General features: G+C 69.7%; 12 protein-coding genes. 6 read left to right on the top strand and 6 right to left on the bottom strand.

Annotated features, from left to right (window positions below; translation table 11 throughout):
* Positions 1-57: 57 nt before the first annotated feature.
* A complete protein-coding gene (locus LRD69_RS04715; protein ID WP_277325279.1) occupies positions 58-1,125 on the bottom strand; it encodes a PAC2 family protein in 1,068 nt (355 codons plus the stop codon).
* A gap of 256 nt (positions 1,126-1,381) precedes the next feature.
* On the opposite strand from LRD69_RS04715, the gene LRD69_RS04710 reads away from it, so the two are divergent.
* The 5 genes from LRD69_RS04710 (at position 1,382) to LRD69_RS04690 (ending at position 7,211) form a co-directional block, all read left to right on the top strand.
* Positions 1,382-2,728 carry an enolase C-terminal domain-like protein gene (locus tag LRD69_RS04710; protein WP_277325278.1) on the top strand — a complete coding sequence of 449 codons (1,347 nt, stop codon included), beginning with the start codon at positions 1,382-1,384 and terminating at the stop codon, positions 2,726-2,728.
* The gene (locus LRD69_RS04705; RefSeq protein ID WP_277325277.1) at positions 2,725-3,504 is read left to right on the top strand and encodes an SDR family oxidoreductase; all 780 of its coding nucleotides are present in this window, start codon (positions 2,725-2,727) and stop codon (positions 3,502-3,504) included. The genes LRD69_RS04710 and LRD69_RS04705 overlap by 4 nt, the downstream gene beginning before the upstream one ends.
* An 88-nt stretch (positions 3,505-3,592) precedes the next feature.
* The gene (locus tag LRD69_RS04700) at positions 3,593-4,633 is read left to right on the top strand and encodes a sugar ABC transporter substrate-binding protein (RefSeq protein WP_277325276.1); all 1,041 of its coding nucleotides are present in this window, start codon (positions 3,593-3,595) and stop codon (positions 4,631-4,633) included.
* Between the two features lie 2 nt (positions 4,634-4,635).
* Positions 4,636-6,162, top strand: a complete 1,527-nt coding sequence (locus LRD69_RS04695) for a sugar ABC transporter ATP-binding protein (RefSeq protein ID WP_277325275.1) — start codon at positions 4,636-4,638, stop codon at positions 6,160-6,162.
* A complete protein-coding gene (locus LRD69_RS04690; RefSeq protein WP_277325274.1) occupies positions 6,159-7,211 on the top strand; it encodes an ABC transporter permease in 1,053 nt (350 codons plus the stop codon). Before LRD69_RS04695 ends, LRD69_RS04690 begins: the two co-directional genes overlap by 4 nt.
* A gap of 57 nt (positions 7,212-7,268) precedes the next feature.
* On the opposite strand, the gene LRD69_RS04685 is transcribed toward LRD69_RS04690, so the two are convergent.
* From LRD69_RS04685 to LRD69_RS04665, 5 genes are all read right to left on the bottom strand, one after another.
* Positions 7,269-7,940: a FadR/GntR family transcriptional regulator gene (locus LRD69_RS04685; protein ID WP_277325273.1), complete on the bottom strand. Its 672-nt coding sequence runs from the start codon at positions 7,938-7,940 to the stop codon at positions 7,269-7,271.
* Positions 7,941-8,253: 313 nt separating this feature from the next.
* Positions 8,254-9,864 carry a glycerol-3-phosphate dehydrogenase/oxidase gene (locus LRD69_RS04680; RefSeq protein WP_277325272.1) on the bottom strand — a complete coding sequence of 537 codons (1,611 nt, stop codon included), beginning with the start codon at positions 9,862-9,864 and terminating at the stop codon, positions 8,254-8,256.
* Positions 9,865-9,869: 5 nt separating this feature from the next.
* The gene (gene glpK / locus LRD69_RS04675; RefSeq protein WP_277325271.1) at positions 9,870-11,396 is read right to left on the bottom strand and encodes a glycerol kinase GlpK; all 1,527 of its coding nucleotides are present in this window, start codon (positions 11,394-11,396) and stop codon (positions 9,870-9,872) included.
* Between the two features lie 55 nt (positions 11,397-11,451).
* Positions 11,452-12,243, bottom strand: coding sequence for an MIP/aquaporin family protein (locus LRD69_RS04670; protein ID WP_277325270.1), 792 nt, complete (start codon positions 12,241-12,243; stop codon positions 11,452-11,454).
* 230 nt (positions 12,244-12,473) lie between these two features.
* The gene (locus LRD69_RS04665; protein WP_277325269.1) at positions 12,474-13,238 is read right to left on the bottom strand and encodes an IclR family transcriptional regulator; all 765 of its coding nucleotides are present in this window, start codon (positions 13,236-13,238) and stop codon (positions 12,474-12,476) included.
* A 239-nt stretch (positions 13,239-13,477) separates the two neighbouring features.
* Here LRD69_RS04665 and metH point away from each other — a divergent pair, with 239 nt between their 5' ends.
* Positions 13,478-16,990, top strand: a complete 3,513-nt coding sequence (gene metH, locus LRD69_RS04660; protein ID WP_277325268.1) for a methionine synthase — start codon at positions 13,478-13,480, stop codon at positions 16,988-16,990.
* The last annotated feature ends 20 nt before the right edge of the window (positions 16,991-17,010 follow it).

Genomic DNA, 17,010 nt, shown 5'->3' with positions numbered 1-17,010 from the left:
GTGCCGGGCGGGGCTGCCCGCCCGGCACTCCTGCGGCCGTGTCCTCGGACCGTAGGGTCAGTCCTCCGACGAATCCTCGGGGCCGGTGTCCTCCTCGGAGGACTGCTCTCCGGCGGACCCCTGCTCGGCTGATCCCCTGCCGGCGGTTCCCTGGTCGGTCCCGGGCGGTGGCCCCGGCTCCGGCTTCGGCGGCTTCGGCGGTCTGGTGCGGCCGCTCGAGGTGTCGCGCAGATACGTCGCGTCGCCGCTCTCCGTCGCATGACCTCCCGGCCCCTGGCCCGGCGCGATGTCCCGGCGCCGCAGATACCGCTCGAACTCCCGGGCGATGGCCTCACCCGACGCCTCGGGAAGCTCCGCGGTGTCCCGGGCCTCCTCCAGCGTCTGCACGTACTCGGCCACTTCGCTGTCCTCGGCGGCCAGTTGGTCGACCCCGAGCTGCCAGGCCCGCGCGTCCTCGGGCAGTTCGCCCAGCGGGATGCGCACCCCGATCAGGTCCTCCAGGCGGTTCAGCAGCGCCATGGTCGCCTTCGGGTTCGGCGGTTGCGACACATAGTGCGGCACCGCGGCCCACAGGCTCACCGCGGGCACACCCGCGTGCGTGCAGGCCTCCTGGAGGATGCCGACGATGCCCGTCGGCCCCTCGTACCGGGTCTCCTCCAGGTCCATGGTCCGCGCCAGATCCGGGTCGGAGGTGACTCCGCTGACCGGCACCGGGCGAGTGTGCGGGGTGTCGCCGAGCAGCGCGCCCAGCACCACGACCATCTCCACGCCCAGCTCATGGGCGAAGCCCAGGAGCTCGTTGCAGAACGAGCGCCAGCGCATCGAGGGCTCGATACCGCGGACCAGGACGAGATCACGGGGCTTGTCCCCGCCGATGCGGACCACGGAGAGCCGGGTGGTGGGCCAGGTGATCTTGCGCACCCCGCCGTCCAGCCAGACCGTCGGGCGGTTGACCTGGAAGTCGTAGTAGTCCTCGGCGTCGAGCGCCGCGAACACCTCGCCCTTCCACTCCCGGTCCAGGTGCGCGACCGCCGAGGAGGCGGCGTCACCTGCGTCGTTCCACCCCTCGAACGCGGCCACCATGACCGGGTCGATCAGCTCGGGTACCCCCTCGAGCTCGATCACCCAGGCCTCCTTCCGAAGTTCCCTTGCGTACGCACCAACCTTACGGCTTCCGGCCTCTAGGGCCGCAGCCCCTGTGCACGGCCGGGTGAACCTGGCCGCAAGGGGTGCATCACCGGCCCAACCGGGCATGGGTCCCTGAATTCATCCGAGCTGTGATGGGGTGATTTCGTCCCGACCCCTGGACTTTGAGGCTCCCGCACCGCTATACATCGGATGACCGAAACAGAGGTCCGATGTTATTCCCCTGGGGGTGCACATGAGTCAGACCGTCACGGACTTCGAGGTCCACGACATCCGCTTTCCGACCTCGGAGCAACTGGACGGCTCGGACGCCATGAACCCCGATCCCGACTACTCCGCCGCCTATGTCGTGCTGCGTACCGGCACCCCGGAGGGCCAGGACCGCTCCGGAGCCGCCACCGAGGGCCATGGCTTCTGCTTCACCATCGGACGTGGCAACGAGGTCATGGCAGCCGCCATCGAGGCGCTGCGCCCGTACGTGGTCGGGCGCCCGGCGCCCCGTACCGCGGCCGACCTCGGGGCGCTGCACCGCGAACTCACCCATGACTCGCAACTGCGCTGGCTCGGCCCCGAGAAGGGCGTGATGCACATGGCGGCCGGCGCCGTCGTCAACGCCGCCTGGGACCTGGCCGCCAAACAGGCGGGCAAGCCCGTCTGGCAGTTCCTCGCCGAGATGACACCGCAGGAACTCGTCTCCCTCATCGACTTCCGCTACCTCACCGACGTCCTCACCCCCGGCGAGGCACTCGACATCCTGCGGGCCGCCGAACCGGGCCGCGCCGAGCGCGCCGCACGGCTGCGTGCCGAGGGCTATCCCGCGTACACCACCTCGCCCGGCTGGCTCGGCTACTCCGACGACAAGCTGGTACGGCTGGCGAAGGAGGCCGTCGCCGACGGCTTCACCCAGATCAAGCTGAAGGTCGGCGGAGACCTCGGCGACGACGTCCGCAGGCTCGCCCTGGCCCGCGAGGCCGTCGGGCCCGAGGTCCGGATCGCCGTCGACGCCAACCAGCGCTGGGACGTCGCCGACGCGGTGGAGTGGATGACCGCGCTCGCGCCGTACGACCCGCACTGGATCGAGGAGCCGACCAGCCCCGACGACATCCTCGGCCACGCCGCTGTACGGGCCGGCCAGCCGGTCAAGGTCGCCACCGGTGAACACGTCGCCAACCGCGTCGTGTTCAAGCAACTGCTCCAGGCCGGCGCCGTCGACTTCGTCCAGATCGACGCCGCGCGCGTCGCCGGCGTCAACGAGAATCTGGCGATCCTGCTGCTCGCCGCCAAGTTCGGCGTGCCGGTCTGCCCGCACGCGGGCGGCGTCGGACTGTGCGAGCTGGTGCAGCACCTGTCGATGTTCGACTACGTCGCCGTCTCCGGCAGCTGGGAGAACCGCGTGATCGAGTACGTCGACCATCTGCACGAGCACTTCGCCGATCCCACCGTGATCGAAAGAGGGCGCTATGTCGCCCCCCGTTCGCCGGGCTTCTCCGCCCGGATGCTCCCCGCGTCGATCGCCGCACACCACTACCCGGAGGGCCCCGTATGGCAGGCCCGCCGCACACCCGAGGAGGTCGGCCGATGACCGGTACAAGGGACTTCGAAGGGATGTCCGCCCTGGTGACGGGTGGCGCATCGGGCATCGGGGCCGCCGTCGCGGCCCTGCTGCTGGAGCGCGGCGCACGCGTTGCCGTGCTCGACCGGGAGACCGCGGGCGCCCCCGAGGGCACGCTCGCCCTCAAGGCGGACGTCACCGACGACGGCGCCGTGCGGGACGCGGTCGACCGGGCCGCCGCCGAACTCGGCGGTCTGCACACCCTGGTCTCCAACGCGGGTATCGGCTCCATCGGCACCGTCGAGGACAACGCCGACGACGAGTGGACGCGTGTCCTCGACATCAACGTCCTCGGCATGGTCCGCACCGCCCGCCACGCCCTGCCCCATCTGCGTCGCGCGGCGGCCGACCGGCCCGGCGCCGTCTCCATCACCCAGACCTGTTCCATCGCCGCGACCGCCGGACTGCCGCAGCGCGCGCTGTACAGCGCCAGCAAGGGCGCGGTCCTGTCGCTGACCCTCGCCATGGCCGCCGACCACGTCCGCGAGGGCGTCCGCGTCAACTGCGTCAACCCCGGCACCGCGGACACCCCGTGGATCGGCCGGCTCCTCGGCCAGGCCGACGATCCGGCCGCCGAACGCGCCGCCCTCAACGCCCGCCAGCCGCTGGGACGGCTGGTGTCGGCCGACGAGGTGGCCGCCGCGATCGTCTACCTCGCGAGCCCCGCCGCCGCCTCCGTCACGGGCACGGCGCTCGCCGTCGACGGCGGCATGCAGGGTCTGCGGCTGCGGCCCGCCGCCGACTGACCCCGCTCCACCAGCTCCTGAGCCGCACCATGCACCAGTCTTTGCCGACCGACCACCGAGTCAGTACTCCACAAAGGACGGGACACCAATGAGAGTGCGTACGACGAGTGCGGCAGCCTGCGCCGTACTGCTGGCTGTGACGGCCCTCGCGGGCTGCAACCGGGAGTCCACCGACGACGGCGCGGGCGCCGGGAAGGTCGGCATCGACCTGCCGCGCAGCGACAGCGACTTCTGGAACTCCTACCAGAGCTACATCGAGAGCGGAGTGAAGGCCGGCGAGGTCAAGGCGCTGCCGCTGACCAACTCCCAGAACGACATAGGCAAGCTGGTCGCCAACGTCCAGACCTTCACCGACCAGGGCGCCAAGGCCGTGGTGATGGCCCCGCAGGACACCGGCGCCATCGCCGAGTCGCTGAACACGCTGAACGACAAGAAGATCCCCGTCGTCAGCGTCGACACCCGCCCCGACGAGGGCAACGTCTACATGGTGGTCCGGGCCGACAACAAGGCGTACGGCACCAACGCCTGCAAGTACCTGGGCGAACAGCTCAAGGGCAAGGGCAAGGTCGTCGAATTCCAGGGCGACCTCTCCTCGATCAACGGCCGCGACCGGTCCGAGGCATTCAAGTCCTGCATGGACAAGGACTATCCGGACATCGAGGTCTTCGAGCTGGCCACCGACTGGAAGGGCGACGTCGCGTCGGCCAAGCTCCAGTCGACGCTCGCCGCGCACCCCGACATCAACGGCATCTACATGCAGGCCGGCGGTGTCTTCCTGCAGCCGACGCTCGCGCTGCTGGAGCAGAAGAAGCTGCTGAAGCCGGCCGGTACGGCAGGCCACATCACGATCATCTCGAACGACGGCATCCCGGAGGAGTTCGACGCCATCAGGTCGGGCAAGATCGACGCGACGATCTCCCAGCCCGCCGACCTGTACGCGAAGTACGCGCTGTACTACGCCAAGGCGGCGCTGGACGGAAAGACCTTCAAGGAAGGCCCGACCGACCACGACTCCACCATCATCAAGATCCCGAACGGGTTTGAGGACCAGCTCCCCGCGCCCCTGGTGACCAAGGACAACGTCGACGACCCGAAGCTGTGGGCCAACCAGCTGGAGAAGAAGAACTAGCCATGAGGGACCAGGCACCACCACCTGCCGTAGAGGCGGAAGGCGTCGTCAAGCGCTTCGGGCCCACCGTGGCGCTCGACGGTGTGCAGCTCACCGTGCGGCCCGGCGAGTCCCATGCGCTCGTCGGACGCAACGGCGCGGGCAAGTCGACCCTGGTCAGCGTCCTGACGGGACTCCACAAGGCGGATGCGGGGACGGTCCGCTTCGGCGGTGAACCCGCACCCGCCTTCGGGGACACCGCTGCCTGGCAGTCGAAGGTCGCCTGCGTCTACCAGAAATCCATGGTCGTCCCCGAACTGACCGTCGCCGAGAACCTTTTCCTCGGCCGGCTGGACGAGGGCGCACGGTGGATCAGCTGGGGCAGGCTCCGCAGGCGCGCGGAGCAGCTCCTCGCCGAGTACGGGGTACAGGTCGACCCCCGTACCCGGGCCAGTGATCTCGCCGTCGAACAGCGGCAGTTCGTCGAGATCGCCCGGGCGCTGTCCTTCGGCGCCCGGCTGATCATCCTCGACGAACCGACCGCCCAGCTCGACGCCCGTGGCATCGGGCGGCTCTTCGACAAGCTGCGGGAACTGCAGAGCGAGGGAGTGGCGTTCCTGTTCATCTCCCACCATCTGCAGGAGGTGTACGAACTGTGCACCGCGGTCACCGTCTACCGCGACGCCCGCCATGTCCTGACCGCTCCGGTCGTCGAGCTCGCCAAGACCGAACTGGTCGCGGCGATGACCGGCGAGCAGGGCGGCGCATCCGCCGCCTGGCACGCGGGCGGTGGTACGGCTGCGGTACGGGACGCGTCGGCGGAACCCGTCCTGCGCACCGAAGGGCTCACCCTGGAGGGCCAGTTCGAGCCGCTTGACCTCGAGGTCCTCCCCGGCGAGGTGCTCGGCCTCGCAGGATCCGCGGCCAGTGGCAACACCGCGCTCGGCGAGACGCTCGCCGGGATGCGCAGGGCCGGCGGTGGCACGGTCCGTGTACAGGGAAGAACCGTGCGGCCGGGGAGCGTGCCGCACGCGCTGGACGCCGGAATCGGCTACATCCCCGAGGACCGGCACGACCAGGGACTCGTCCTGGGGCGCAGCGTCGCCGAGAACGCCACGCTCACGGTCACCGACCAGCTCGGGCCGTGGGGGACCGTACTGCCCTCCCGCACCCGGCAGTTCGCACAGTCGATGATCGAGTCCCTGGACATCAAGACGCAGGGACCCGAACAGCCGGTCGCCGGGCTGTCGGGCGGCAACCAGCAGAAGGTGGTGGTGGCCCGGGCCCTGGCCCGCAGGCCGAGCGTGCTGGTCGCGGTCCGGCCCACCGCGGGTGTCGACGTCAAGTCCAAGGACTCGCTGCTCGGAGTCGTGCGGCGCGTCGCCGACGAGGGCAACGCCGCAGTGGTCGTCTCGGACGAGCTGGACGATCTGCGGGTCTGCGACCGGGTGCTCGTCCTGTTCCACGGGCGCGTGGTGGCAACGTACGCAAGCGGGTGGACCGACGGGGAACTCGTCGCCGCCATGGAAGGTGTGGGGGAAAGGGAATGACCGGCACGATACGGCCGTCGGCGGCCGACGACATCAACGGCGGGCTGAAGGGCGGGCTCGGCGGCGACAGCCCGCTGAGCCGGCTCAGGCTGATCCGCTGGAGCGACTTCTCGCTGGTGCCGGTGATTCTGGTGCTGATGGTGATCGGGTTCATCGTCTCGCCGGTGTTCCTCACCTCCGACAACCTGATCAATGTCGTCCAGCAGTCCTCCGAACTCAGCCTGCTGGTCCTCGGCCAGGCACTCATCCTCATCTGCGGACGGATGGATCTGTCGCTGGAGTCGACGATCGGCATCGCGCCGGTCGTCGCGATGTGGCTGGTCCTGCCCACCGAGGGCGGCCGCTTCGCCGGACTCGGCCTGCTGCCCACCTGGTCGGCGATCCCGCTCTGTCTGCTGGTGGGCCTCGCGATCGGTGCGATCAACGGCTTTCTGATGCTGAAGCTGCGGGTCAACGGCTTCATCGCCACGCTCGGCATGCTCACCATGCTGCGCGGACTCCATATCGGCATCACCGAGGGCAAGTCCATCACCGACGTCCCGGAGTCGTTCCGCTACCTCGGCAAGAGCCAGTGGCTCGGCGTACCGGCCGCGGTCTGGATCTGCCTGGTGCTCTTCGCGGCCGGCGGCGCGGCACTGGCCTGGCTGCGCCACGGACGCTCTCTGTACGCGATCGGGGGCAACCCGGAAGCGGCGCGGGCCGCGGGCATCCGGGTCGACCGGATCACCTGGATCGTGCTCGCCGTCGGCAGCCTGCTGGCGGCCTTCGCGGGCATTCTCTACACCGGCCACTACGGGGCCGTCGCCGCGACGCAGGGCAATGGCTGGATCTTCCAGGTGTTTGCCGCGGCGGTCATCGGCGGCATCAGCCTCAAGGGCGGGCGAGGCACGCTGTTCGGCGCGCTGACCGGCGTACTGACGCTGCAGCTGGTGGTCAACGTGATGACCCTGGGCGGCGTCCCGGCGCTGTGGAACCAGTTCCTCAACGGCGCGATCATCATCGTCGCCCTGGTCATCTCGCGCTACGCGAGCGGTGAGAAGCAGGACTGACCGGGGATCCGTACGGGCCGGTGCGCGGGGTTCTGCGCGCACCGGCCCGTACACGTGTCAGAGCGTCGACCGCAGCCACTGCTCCACGCTCGCCACATGCACCGTCGCCCAGGACCGCGCAGCCTCCGCGTCCCGGTCCCGCAGGGCCGAGACGATCGCCCGGTGTTCCTGCAGCGTGCGGCTGACCGCGTCCTCCTGCGTCAGCCCGCGCCAGACGCGGGCCCGTGTCGTCGGGCCGGAGAGACCGTCGAGCAGTGAGCAGAGCACCGAGTTCCCGGACGACTGCACGATGCCGCGGTGGAATTCGAGGTCGCTGGCGACCAGCTCCTCCACCGAGGGCTGCGCGCCCAGCGCGTCCAGCTGTTCGCTCAGCGCGTCCAGTTGGGCCTCGCTGATCCGGGTCGCGGCCATCGCCGTCGCCGCCGGCTCCAGGATCCGGCGGACCGCCAGGAACTCCAGCACCGTGTCGTCGCGGTGGAAGTCCACCACGAAGCTCAGCGCCTCCAGCAGCAACTGCGGGTCGAGGCTGGTGACGTACGTGCCGTCGCCCTGGCGGACGTCGAGAATGCGGATCAGCGACAGGGCGCGGACCGCCTCGCGCAGCGAGTTGCGGGACAGCCCGAGTTCTGCCGCGAGTTCGCTCTCCTTGGGCAGGCGGTCGCCGGGCCGTAGCGCACCCGAGACGATCATTCCTTTGATCTTCTCGATCGCCTCGTCGGTGACAGCCATGACGGTCCTCCTGGATTCGGGCAGCATCGGACCCCGGAACAAGACATCCGATGTCTCCCATCATTATGGGGTCCGAAACAGGTGGATGAACCGGGTCTGCGACAGGACGTGACGGATCGCTCAGTCACGGAGCGCCGGTGGCGCCACGCGCCGGGCCGTGCCGGACGCGCGGCGGACCGGCCTACGGACGCGGCGCCGTCGTCACCCCTTCGGTGCGGGCAGGGAACGCGCCCTCCCGGTCGATCGGGGAGGGCACACGGTGCGGGGGCGACTCCCCCCGTGGAAGCCGCCCCCGCACCGTATGCCGTCCGTCTCAGCCCCTGTCGGCCAGCAGGTCCTCGACCCTGCCCCGGATCTCGTCCGTGGCCAGGCCGCGGATCGTCAGCGTCGTCCGGCGGCGCAGCACGTCGTCGGCCGTCTCCGCCCACTCGTGGTCGCGCGCGTAGGCGACCTGCGCCCAGATCTCCGGCGCGTCCGGGTGGATGCGCTCTCCCAGCGCCGGGTTCTCGTTCGCCAGCCGCGCGATGTCGAAGGAGAGCGAGCCGTAGTGGGTGGCGAGGTGCCGTGCGGTGTCGGCGGACATCCGCGGTCCGGGCGTTCCGCCGTCGATCAGCAGCCGGTGCGCGACCGCGTTCGGGTTGGCGATACCGGGCAGCGGGAGCTTCTTCGGCAGATGCGCCATCGGCTCCATGTCGTCGGCCAGCGGGTGCCCGGGAAGCGCGGCCAGCTTGTTCATCACCGTGCGGCCGATGTGGCGGAACGTCGTCCACTTGCCGCCCGCGACCGAGAGCATCCCGCCGCGGCCCTCCGTCACGACCGTCTCGCGCTTGGCCTTGGAGGTGTCGCCGGGACCGCCCGGCAGCACCCGCAGACCCGCGAAGGAGTACGTGATCAGATCGCGCGACAGCTGCTGGTCCCTGATCGAGAACGCCGCCTCGTCCAGGATCTGCGCGACGTCCTTCTCGTTGACCGCGACGTCCCCCGGATCGCCCTCGTACTCCTCGTCCGTCGTACCGAGCAGCAGCATGTCCTCCCACGGCAGGGCGAACGTGATGCGGTACTTGTCGATCGGGGTGGCCAGCGCGGCTTTCCAGGGGCGGGTGCGCTTCAGGACGAGGTGCGCGCCCTTGGACAGACGTATGGAAGGCGCGGCGTTCGGGTCCTCCATCTTCCGCAGGTGGTCGACCCACGGTCCGGTGGCGTTCAGCACGAGCCGGGCGGTGACGCCGAACTCCGTACCGTCCGTACGGTCCTCCAGATCGGCGCCCGTCACCCGGCCCCTGGTGAACCGCAGCCCGGTCACCGCGGCGTGGTTGAGGACGACCGCGCCCGCGTCGACGGCCGCGCGGACCGTCATCAGTGCCATCCGGGCGTCGTTCATCTGGTCGTCGCCGTACACCGCCACGGCCTTCAGATCGTCCGTGCGCAACTCCGGCACATCGCGCTGCGCCCTCGCCGGGCTGATCACATGGCCGACGCCGTCACCGAACGCGGACAGCGCCGAGTACGCGAACACACCCGCACCCAGCTTGGCCGCGCCGTGCGGCCCGCCCTTGTAGACGGGCAGGTAGAAGGTGAGCGGGTTGGCCAGGTGGGGAGCCACCTGACGGGACACCGCGCGTCGCTCGAAATGGTTCTCCGCGACCAGCTTCACCGCGCCGGTCTGCAGGTAGCGCAGGCCGCCGTGGAGCAGTTTGGAGGACGCGGAGGAGGTGGCGCCGGCGAAGTCGCCGGCGTCCACCAGGGCCACCCGCAGCCCGGACTGCGCGGCGTGCCAGGCGGTCGAGATGCCCAGGATGCCGCCACCGATCACCAGGAGGTCGTACGTCGCCTTGGAGAGCTGCTCCCGGGTCTCGGCGCGGCTCGGAAGGGAGCCGTGCGCCGGGTGCGTCCCCAGTGCGGGGACGCTCTGCAGGGTGGTCATGTCGGTTACTCCTCGTCTTCGATCCAGCCCATGGTCCGTTCCACGGCCTTGAGCCAGCTCTTGTACTCGCGGTCGCGGGCGTCCGCGGCCATGCGGGGGGTCCATTCGGCGGCCCGGCGCCAGTTGGCGCGCAGCGCGTCGGTGTCCGGCCAGAAGCCGACGGCGAGACCGGCGGCGTAGGCGGCGCCGAGGCAGGTCGTCTCGGCGACCATGGGCCGGACCACGGGGGCGTCCAGGAAGTCGGCGAGCGTCTGCATCAGCAGGTTGTTGGAGGTCATGCCGCCGTCGACCTTGAGGGCCGTCAGTTCGACGCCGGAGTCCTTGGTCATGGCATCGGTGATCTCGCGGGTCTGCCAGGCGGTGGCCTCCAGGACGGCACGGGCGATGTGCGCCTTGGTGACGTACCTGGTCAGACCGGCGATGACGCCGCGGGCGTCGGAGCGCCAGTACGGGGCGAACAGTCCGGAGAAGGCGGGCACGAAGTACGCGCCGCCGTTGTCGTCGACCGACAGGGCCAGGGTCTCGATCTCGGCCGCGGAGTTGATCAGGCCCATCTGGTCGCGCATCCACTGCACCAGCGAGCCGGTGACGGCGATGGAGCCTTCCAGGGCGTAGACCGGCTTCTGGTCGCCGATCCGGTATCCGACGGTCGTCAGCAGCCCGTTGTACGAGTTGACGGGGGTCTCGCCGGTGTTCATCAGCATGAAGGTGCCGGTGCCGTACGTGGACTTGGCCTCGCCCTCGGAGAAGCAGGTCTGGCCGAAGAGGGCCGCCTGCTGGTCACCGAGCGCGGACGCGACCGGGACGCCGGCCAGGGCGCCGCCCTTGGCGGTGCCGTACACCTCGGCGGAGGAACGGATCTCGGGCAGTACGGCGGCGGGGACCTCCATCGACTGGAGGATCCGCTCGTCCCACTTCATGTCGTGCAGGTTCATCAGAAGCGTGCGCGAGGCGTTGGTGACGTCCGTGACGTGGACGCCGCCGTCGGTGCCGCCGGTCAGGTTCCAGATGACCCAGGAGTCCATCGTGCCGAAGAGGATGTCGCCGCGCTCGGCGCGCTCGCGCAGCCCCTGCACGTTGTCGAGCAGCCAGCGGACCTTGGGGCCGGCGAAGTACGAGGCGAGCGGCAGCCCGGTCTCGCGACGGAAGCGGTCCTGTCCGACGTTGCGGCCGAGCTCCTTGCAGAGCGCGTCGGTGCGGGTGTCCTGCCAGACGATCGCGTTGTGGACGGGCTCACCGGTGTTCTTGTCCCAGAGCAGCGTGGTCTCGCGCTGGTTGGTGATCCCGATCGCCTTCACGTCGGCGGGGGTGATGCCCGCCTTGGCGACCGCGCCGGCCACGACCTCCTGGACGTTCTCCCAGATCTCGGTCGCGTTGTGCTCGACCCAGCCCGGCTTCGGGAAGATCTGCTCGTGCTCCTTCTGGTCGACGGAGACGATCCGGCCGTCCTTGTCGAAGATGATGCACCGGCTGGACGTGGTGCCCTGGTCGATGGCCGCGATGAACGGTCCGGTGGTGTGTGCGTCGGTCACGGTGTGCTCCTGGAGATCTGTGAGGTCTGAGGGGTACGGCTGCAGGCTGTACGTCTCACGCGAACGCGAGGTTGTACAGACCGCCCGCGATCGCACCGCCGAGGAGGGGGCCGACGACCGGGATCCACGCGTAACCCCAGTCGGAACCGCCCTTGTTCGGCAGCGGCAGCAGCGCGTGCACGATACGCGGACCGAGGTCGCGAACCGGGTTGATTGCGTAACCGGTCGGGCCGCCGAGCGAGAGACCGATGCTGACGACGACCAGGGAGGTGATCAGCGCGCCGAGCGTGCCGAGCCCGTTGCCGTCGTTGTTCAGACCCTGGGTGAGGATCGCCAGGACCAGCACGACGGTGGCGATGACCTCGGTGACCACGTTCTGCACGGCGTTGCGGATCTCCGGGCCGGTCGAGAAGATGCCGAGCACCGGACCGGCCTTCGGGGCGGCGGTCTGATCGACCATGCCCTCTTCACTCGGCGCGCTGTGCAGCGTGTCCGGGTCGGTCAGATGGGCCTGGAACTGTCCGTAGTACGTCAGCCAGACCAGCACCGCGCCGATCATCGCGCCGAGCAGCTGGGAGCCGAGATACAGGGGTACGTCACTCCACGGGGTGCCGCCCTTGATCGCGAGGCCGATCGTGACCGCGGGGTTGAGGTGCGCCCCCGACACTCCGCCGGCCAGATACGCGGCCGTCAGCACCGCGAAACCCCAGCCGAAGGTGATCGCGAGCCAGCCGGCGTTCTGGGCCTTGGAGTGCTTGAGGGTGACGGCGGCACAGACACCGCCGCCGAGCAGGATGAGCACGGCGGTACCGATGGTCTCGCCGATGAAGATGTCGGAGCTGGACACCCGCGACTCCTTTGTCGTTCGTCCAGGGAAGCCGAACCCCGGGTCACTCCGGTGGCTCGCACCCTCAGGTGAGGGCTTCACCGGCCCTGGCGCTGTCACACCCTAACGCGTATTTCCGGTAGGTGTTCGACAATGCCGACCGATGAACGGCAGTGTTTCCCCCAAATGAATGAGGCGTCAAGGGTCGTGTGTCGTATATCGCGATCGTTACCGATGATCCGCCAGAACGGTCAGAAGCGCCCGGCGCCGAGATCCCGGGAGACGGCCCGCGCGCAGTCCCGGACGGCCGCCACCAGTTCGGGCCGCAGCTCGCCGCCGGAGCAGACCCGTTCCACCGCGCCGGTCACGGCCACCGCGCCCACCGGCATCCGGCGGCGGTCGTGGATCGGCGCGGCCACCGCGGCCACGCCCTCCCAGGTCTCCTCTATGTCGGCCGCCCAGCCGCGGGCCCGGGTCAGATCGAGCACCGATTCGAACTCCTCCAGGTCGGTGACGGTCCGCGGGGTGAAGGGCCGGCGCTCGGTCTCGACGGCCTCGGTGTGCGCCACCGGGTCGTACGCCGCCAGTACCTTGCCCAGCGCCGTGGAGTGCAGCGGCTGCATCGCCCCGACCTCCAGGACCTGCCGGCTGTCGTCCGGCCGGAAAACGTGGTGCACGATCAGGACGCCCTGCTGGTGCAGGACGCCCAGGTGGGCGCTCTCGCCGCTGGAGCGGGCCAGGTCGTCCGTCCAGACCAGGGCGCGGGCCCGCAGTTCGTGGACGTCCAGATAGCTGTTGCCGAGCCGCAGCAGCTCGGCGCCCAGCTGGTAGCGCCCGGATGCCGGGTCCTGCTCGACGAAGCCCTCGTTCTGAAGCGTGCGCAGGATGCCGTGCGCGGTGCCCTTGGCCAGGTCCAGGGAGGAGGCGATGTCGGAGAGGCCCAGCCGACGTTCGCCGCCTGCCAGCAGACGCAGCATCGCCGCCGCCCGCTCGAGCGACTGGATGTTCTTGGCCATGGCGCCGTACTCCTCCACTATGGTTCGACAATGCTGAACACTATCGGCCGATACCGACCGATGCTCGGACGTGCGAAGAACTCGCCTGGCGGTCCCGACCCGGACATCCCCCGCACAGCATGCAGTCCGTTCCGTGGGACACAGTGACGCTCCGAGGCACCGCCCGGCTACTCTGGCGACGTGCGGCTTCTTCCGAAAGCCGCAAAGCCGACAGCCGTCGCATCCCAGGGAGCACATCCATGGCCTCGTCGCCGACCCTTTCCGCCGACAGCCGGAACCGAGCCGAAGCCCTCCGCGAGGCGCTCGCCACCCGAGTGGTGGTAGCCGACGGCGCCATGGGCACCATGCTCCAGGCGCAGGACCCCACGCTCGAGGATTTCCAGAACCTCGAAGGCTGCAACGAGATCCTCAACGTCACCCGCCCGGACATCGTGCGCTCCGTGCACGAGGAGTACTTCGCGGTCGGCGTGGACTGCGTTGAGACGAACACGTTCGGCGCCAACCTCGCCGCCCTGGGCGAGTACGACATTCCCGAGCGGGTCCACGAACTCTCCGAGGCCGGCGCGCGCATCGCCCGCGAGGTCGCCGACGAATACACCGCCTCCACCGGACAGCAGCGCTGGGTGCTCGGCTCCATGGGCCCGGGCACGAAGCTGCCGACGCTGGGCCACGCCCCGTACGACAAGCTCCGCGACGCCTACCAGCAGAACGCCGAGGGCATGATCGCCGGAGGCGCCGATGCCCTCCTGATCGAGACCACCCAGGACCTGCTGCAGACCAAGGCCTCGATCATCGGCGCCCGCCGCGCCCTGGCGGCCACCGGCCTGGACCTGCCGGTGATCTGCTCCGTCACCGTCGAGACGACCGGCACGATGCTGCTCGGCTCCGAGATCGGCGCGGCGCTGACCGCGCTGGAACCCCTCGGCATCGACCTGATCGGCCTGAACTGCGCCACCGGCCCCGCCGAGATGAGCGAGCACCTGCGCTACCTCGCCCGTCACTCGCGCATCCCGCTCTCCTGCATGCCCAACGCGGGCCTCCCCGTCCTCGGCAAGGACGGCGCGCACTACCCGCTGTCCCCGGCCGAGCTGGCCGACGCCCAGGAGACCTTCGTCCGCGAGTACGGCCTCTCCCTGGTCGGCGGCTGCTGCGGTACCACCCCGGAGCATCTGCGCCAGGTCGTCGAGCGGGTGCGCGGCGTCGCCGTCACCCCCCGCACCCCGCATCCCGAACCGGGCGCCGCGTCCCTGTACCAGACCGTCCCGTTCCGCCAGGACACCTCGTACCTCGCGATCGGCGAACGCACGAACGCCAACGGATCCAAGAAGTTCCGCGAGGCCATGCTGGAGGCCCGCTGGGACGACTGCGTGGAGATGGCCCGCGACCAGATCCGCGAGGGTGCCCACATGCTCGACCTCTGCGTCGACTACGTCGGCCGCGACGGGGTCGCGGACATGGAGGAGCTGGCCGGCCGCTTCGCCACCGCCTCTACCCTCCCGATCGTGCTCGACTCCACCGAGCTGCCCGTTCTGCGGGCCGGCCTGGAGAAGCTCGGCGGCCGGGCCGTCCTCAACTCCGTCAACTACGAGGACGGGGACGGACCCGAGTCGCGCTTCGCCAAGGTCACCGCGCTGGCCGCCGAGCACGGGGCCGCGCTGATCGCCCTGACCATCGACGAGGAGGGCCAGGCCCGTACCGTCGAGCACAAGGTCGCCGTCGCCGAGCGGCTCATCGCGGACCTGACCGGCAACTGGGGCATCAAGGAGTCGGACATCCTGATCGACGCCCTGACCTTCACCATCTGCACCGGTCAGGAGGAGTCCCGGGGCGACGGCATCGCCACCATCGGGGCGATCCGCGAACTGAAGAAGCGCCACCCCGACGTACAGACCACGCTCGGCCTGTCCAACATCTCCTTCGGGCTCAACCCGGCCGCCCGTGTCGTGCTGAACTCCGTCTTCCTCGACGAGTGCGTCAAGGCCGGTCTCGACTCCGCGATCGTGCACGCCTCCAAGATCCTGCCCATCGCGCGCCTGGACGAGGAGCAGGTCAAGGTCGCGCTCGACCTCATCCACGACCGCCGCGCCGAGGGCTACGACCCCCTCCAGAAGCTCATGGAGCTCTTCGAGGGCGTGAGCACGAAGTCCATGAAGGCGGGCAAGGCCGAGGAGCTCCTCGCCCTTCCGCTCGACGAGCGCCTCCAGCGCCGCATCATCGACGGCGAGAAGAACGGCCTGGAGACCGACCTCGACGAGGCACTGCAGACCCGGCCGGCGCTCGACATCGTCAACGACACGCTGCTCGAAGGCATGAAGGTCGTCGGCGAGCTCTTCGGCTCCGGCCAGATGCAGCTGCCGTTCGTGCTCCAGTCCGCCGAGGTCATGAAGTCCGCGGTGGCGTACCTGGAGCCGCACATGGAGAAGTCCGACGCGGAGGGCAAGGGCACCATCGTGCTGGCCACCGTCCGCGGTGACGTCCACGACATCGGCAAGAACCTCGTCGACATCATTCTGTCCAACAACGGCTACAACGTCGTCAACATCGGCATCAAGCAGCCGGTCTCCGCGATCCTGGAAGCCGCCGAGGAGCACCGCGCCGACGTCATCGGCATGTCCGGCCTCCTGGTGAAGTCCACCGTGATCATGAAGGAGAACCTGGAGGAGCTGAACCAGCGCAAGCTGGCCGCCGAGTATCCGGTGATCCTCGGTGGCGCGGCTCTCACCAGGGCCTATGTCGAGCAGGACCTCCACGAGATCTACGAGGGCGAGGTCCGCTACGCCCGCGACGCGTTCGAGGGGCTGCGTCTGATGGACGCCCTGATCGCGGTCAAGCGCGGTGTTCCCGGCGCCGTGCTCCCCGAACTCAAGCAGCGCCGCGTCCCCAAGCGGGACGTCGCGGTGCTCGAGGTCGACGAGCCCGAGGGCCCGGCACGCTCCGACGTCGCCACCGACAACCCCGTCCCCGAGCCGCCGTTCTGGGGCACCCGCGTCGTCAAGGGCATCCAGCTCAAGGAGTACGCCTCCTGGCTCGACGAAGGCGCGCTCTTCAAGGGCCAGTGGGGCCTCAAGCAGTCCCGCGCCGGTGACGGACCGACGTACGAGGAACTCGTGGAGACCGAGGGCCGCCCGCACCTGCGCGGCTGGCTCGACAAGCTGCACACCGAGAACCTGCTGGAAGCCGCCGTGGTCTACGGCTACTTCCCCTGCGTCTCCAAGGGTGACGACCTGATCCTGCTCCACGAGGACGGCTCCGAGCGCACCCGCTTCACCTTCCCGCGCCAGCGTCGCGGCCGCCGCCTCTGCCTCGCCGACTTCTTCCGTCCCGAGGAGTCCGGTGAGACCGATGTGATCGGCCTCCAGGTCGTCACCGTCGGCTCGAAGATCGGCGAGGAGACCGCCAAGCTCTTCGAGGCCAACTCCTACCGCGACTACCTGGAGCTGCACGGCCTCTCCGTCCAGCTGGCCGAGGCCCTCGCCGAGTACTGGCACGCCCGGGTCCGCTCGGAGCTCGGCTTCGGCGGTGAGGACCCGGCCGACGTCGAGGACATGTTCGCTCTGAAGTACCGCGGGGCGCGCTTCTCCCTCGGCTACGGCGCCTGCCCCGATCTCGAGGACCGGGCCAAGATCGCCGACCTGCTCCGGCCCGAGCGGATCGGGGTCCACCTCTCCGAGGAGTTCCAGCTGCACCCGGAGCAGTCCACCGACGCGATCGTCATCCATCACCCCGAGGCGAAGTACTTCAACGCGCGGTGACCACACGTCCGACGCACGAC

The organism is Streptomyces sp. JH14, from assembly GCF_029428675.1.
GTDB lineage: Bacteria > Actinomycetota > Actinomycetes > Streptomycetales > Streptomycetaceae > Streptomyces.
The sequence above is the reverse complement of the archived record's forward strand: the minus strand, read 5'-3'. Positions and strand labels throughout refer to the sequence as shown.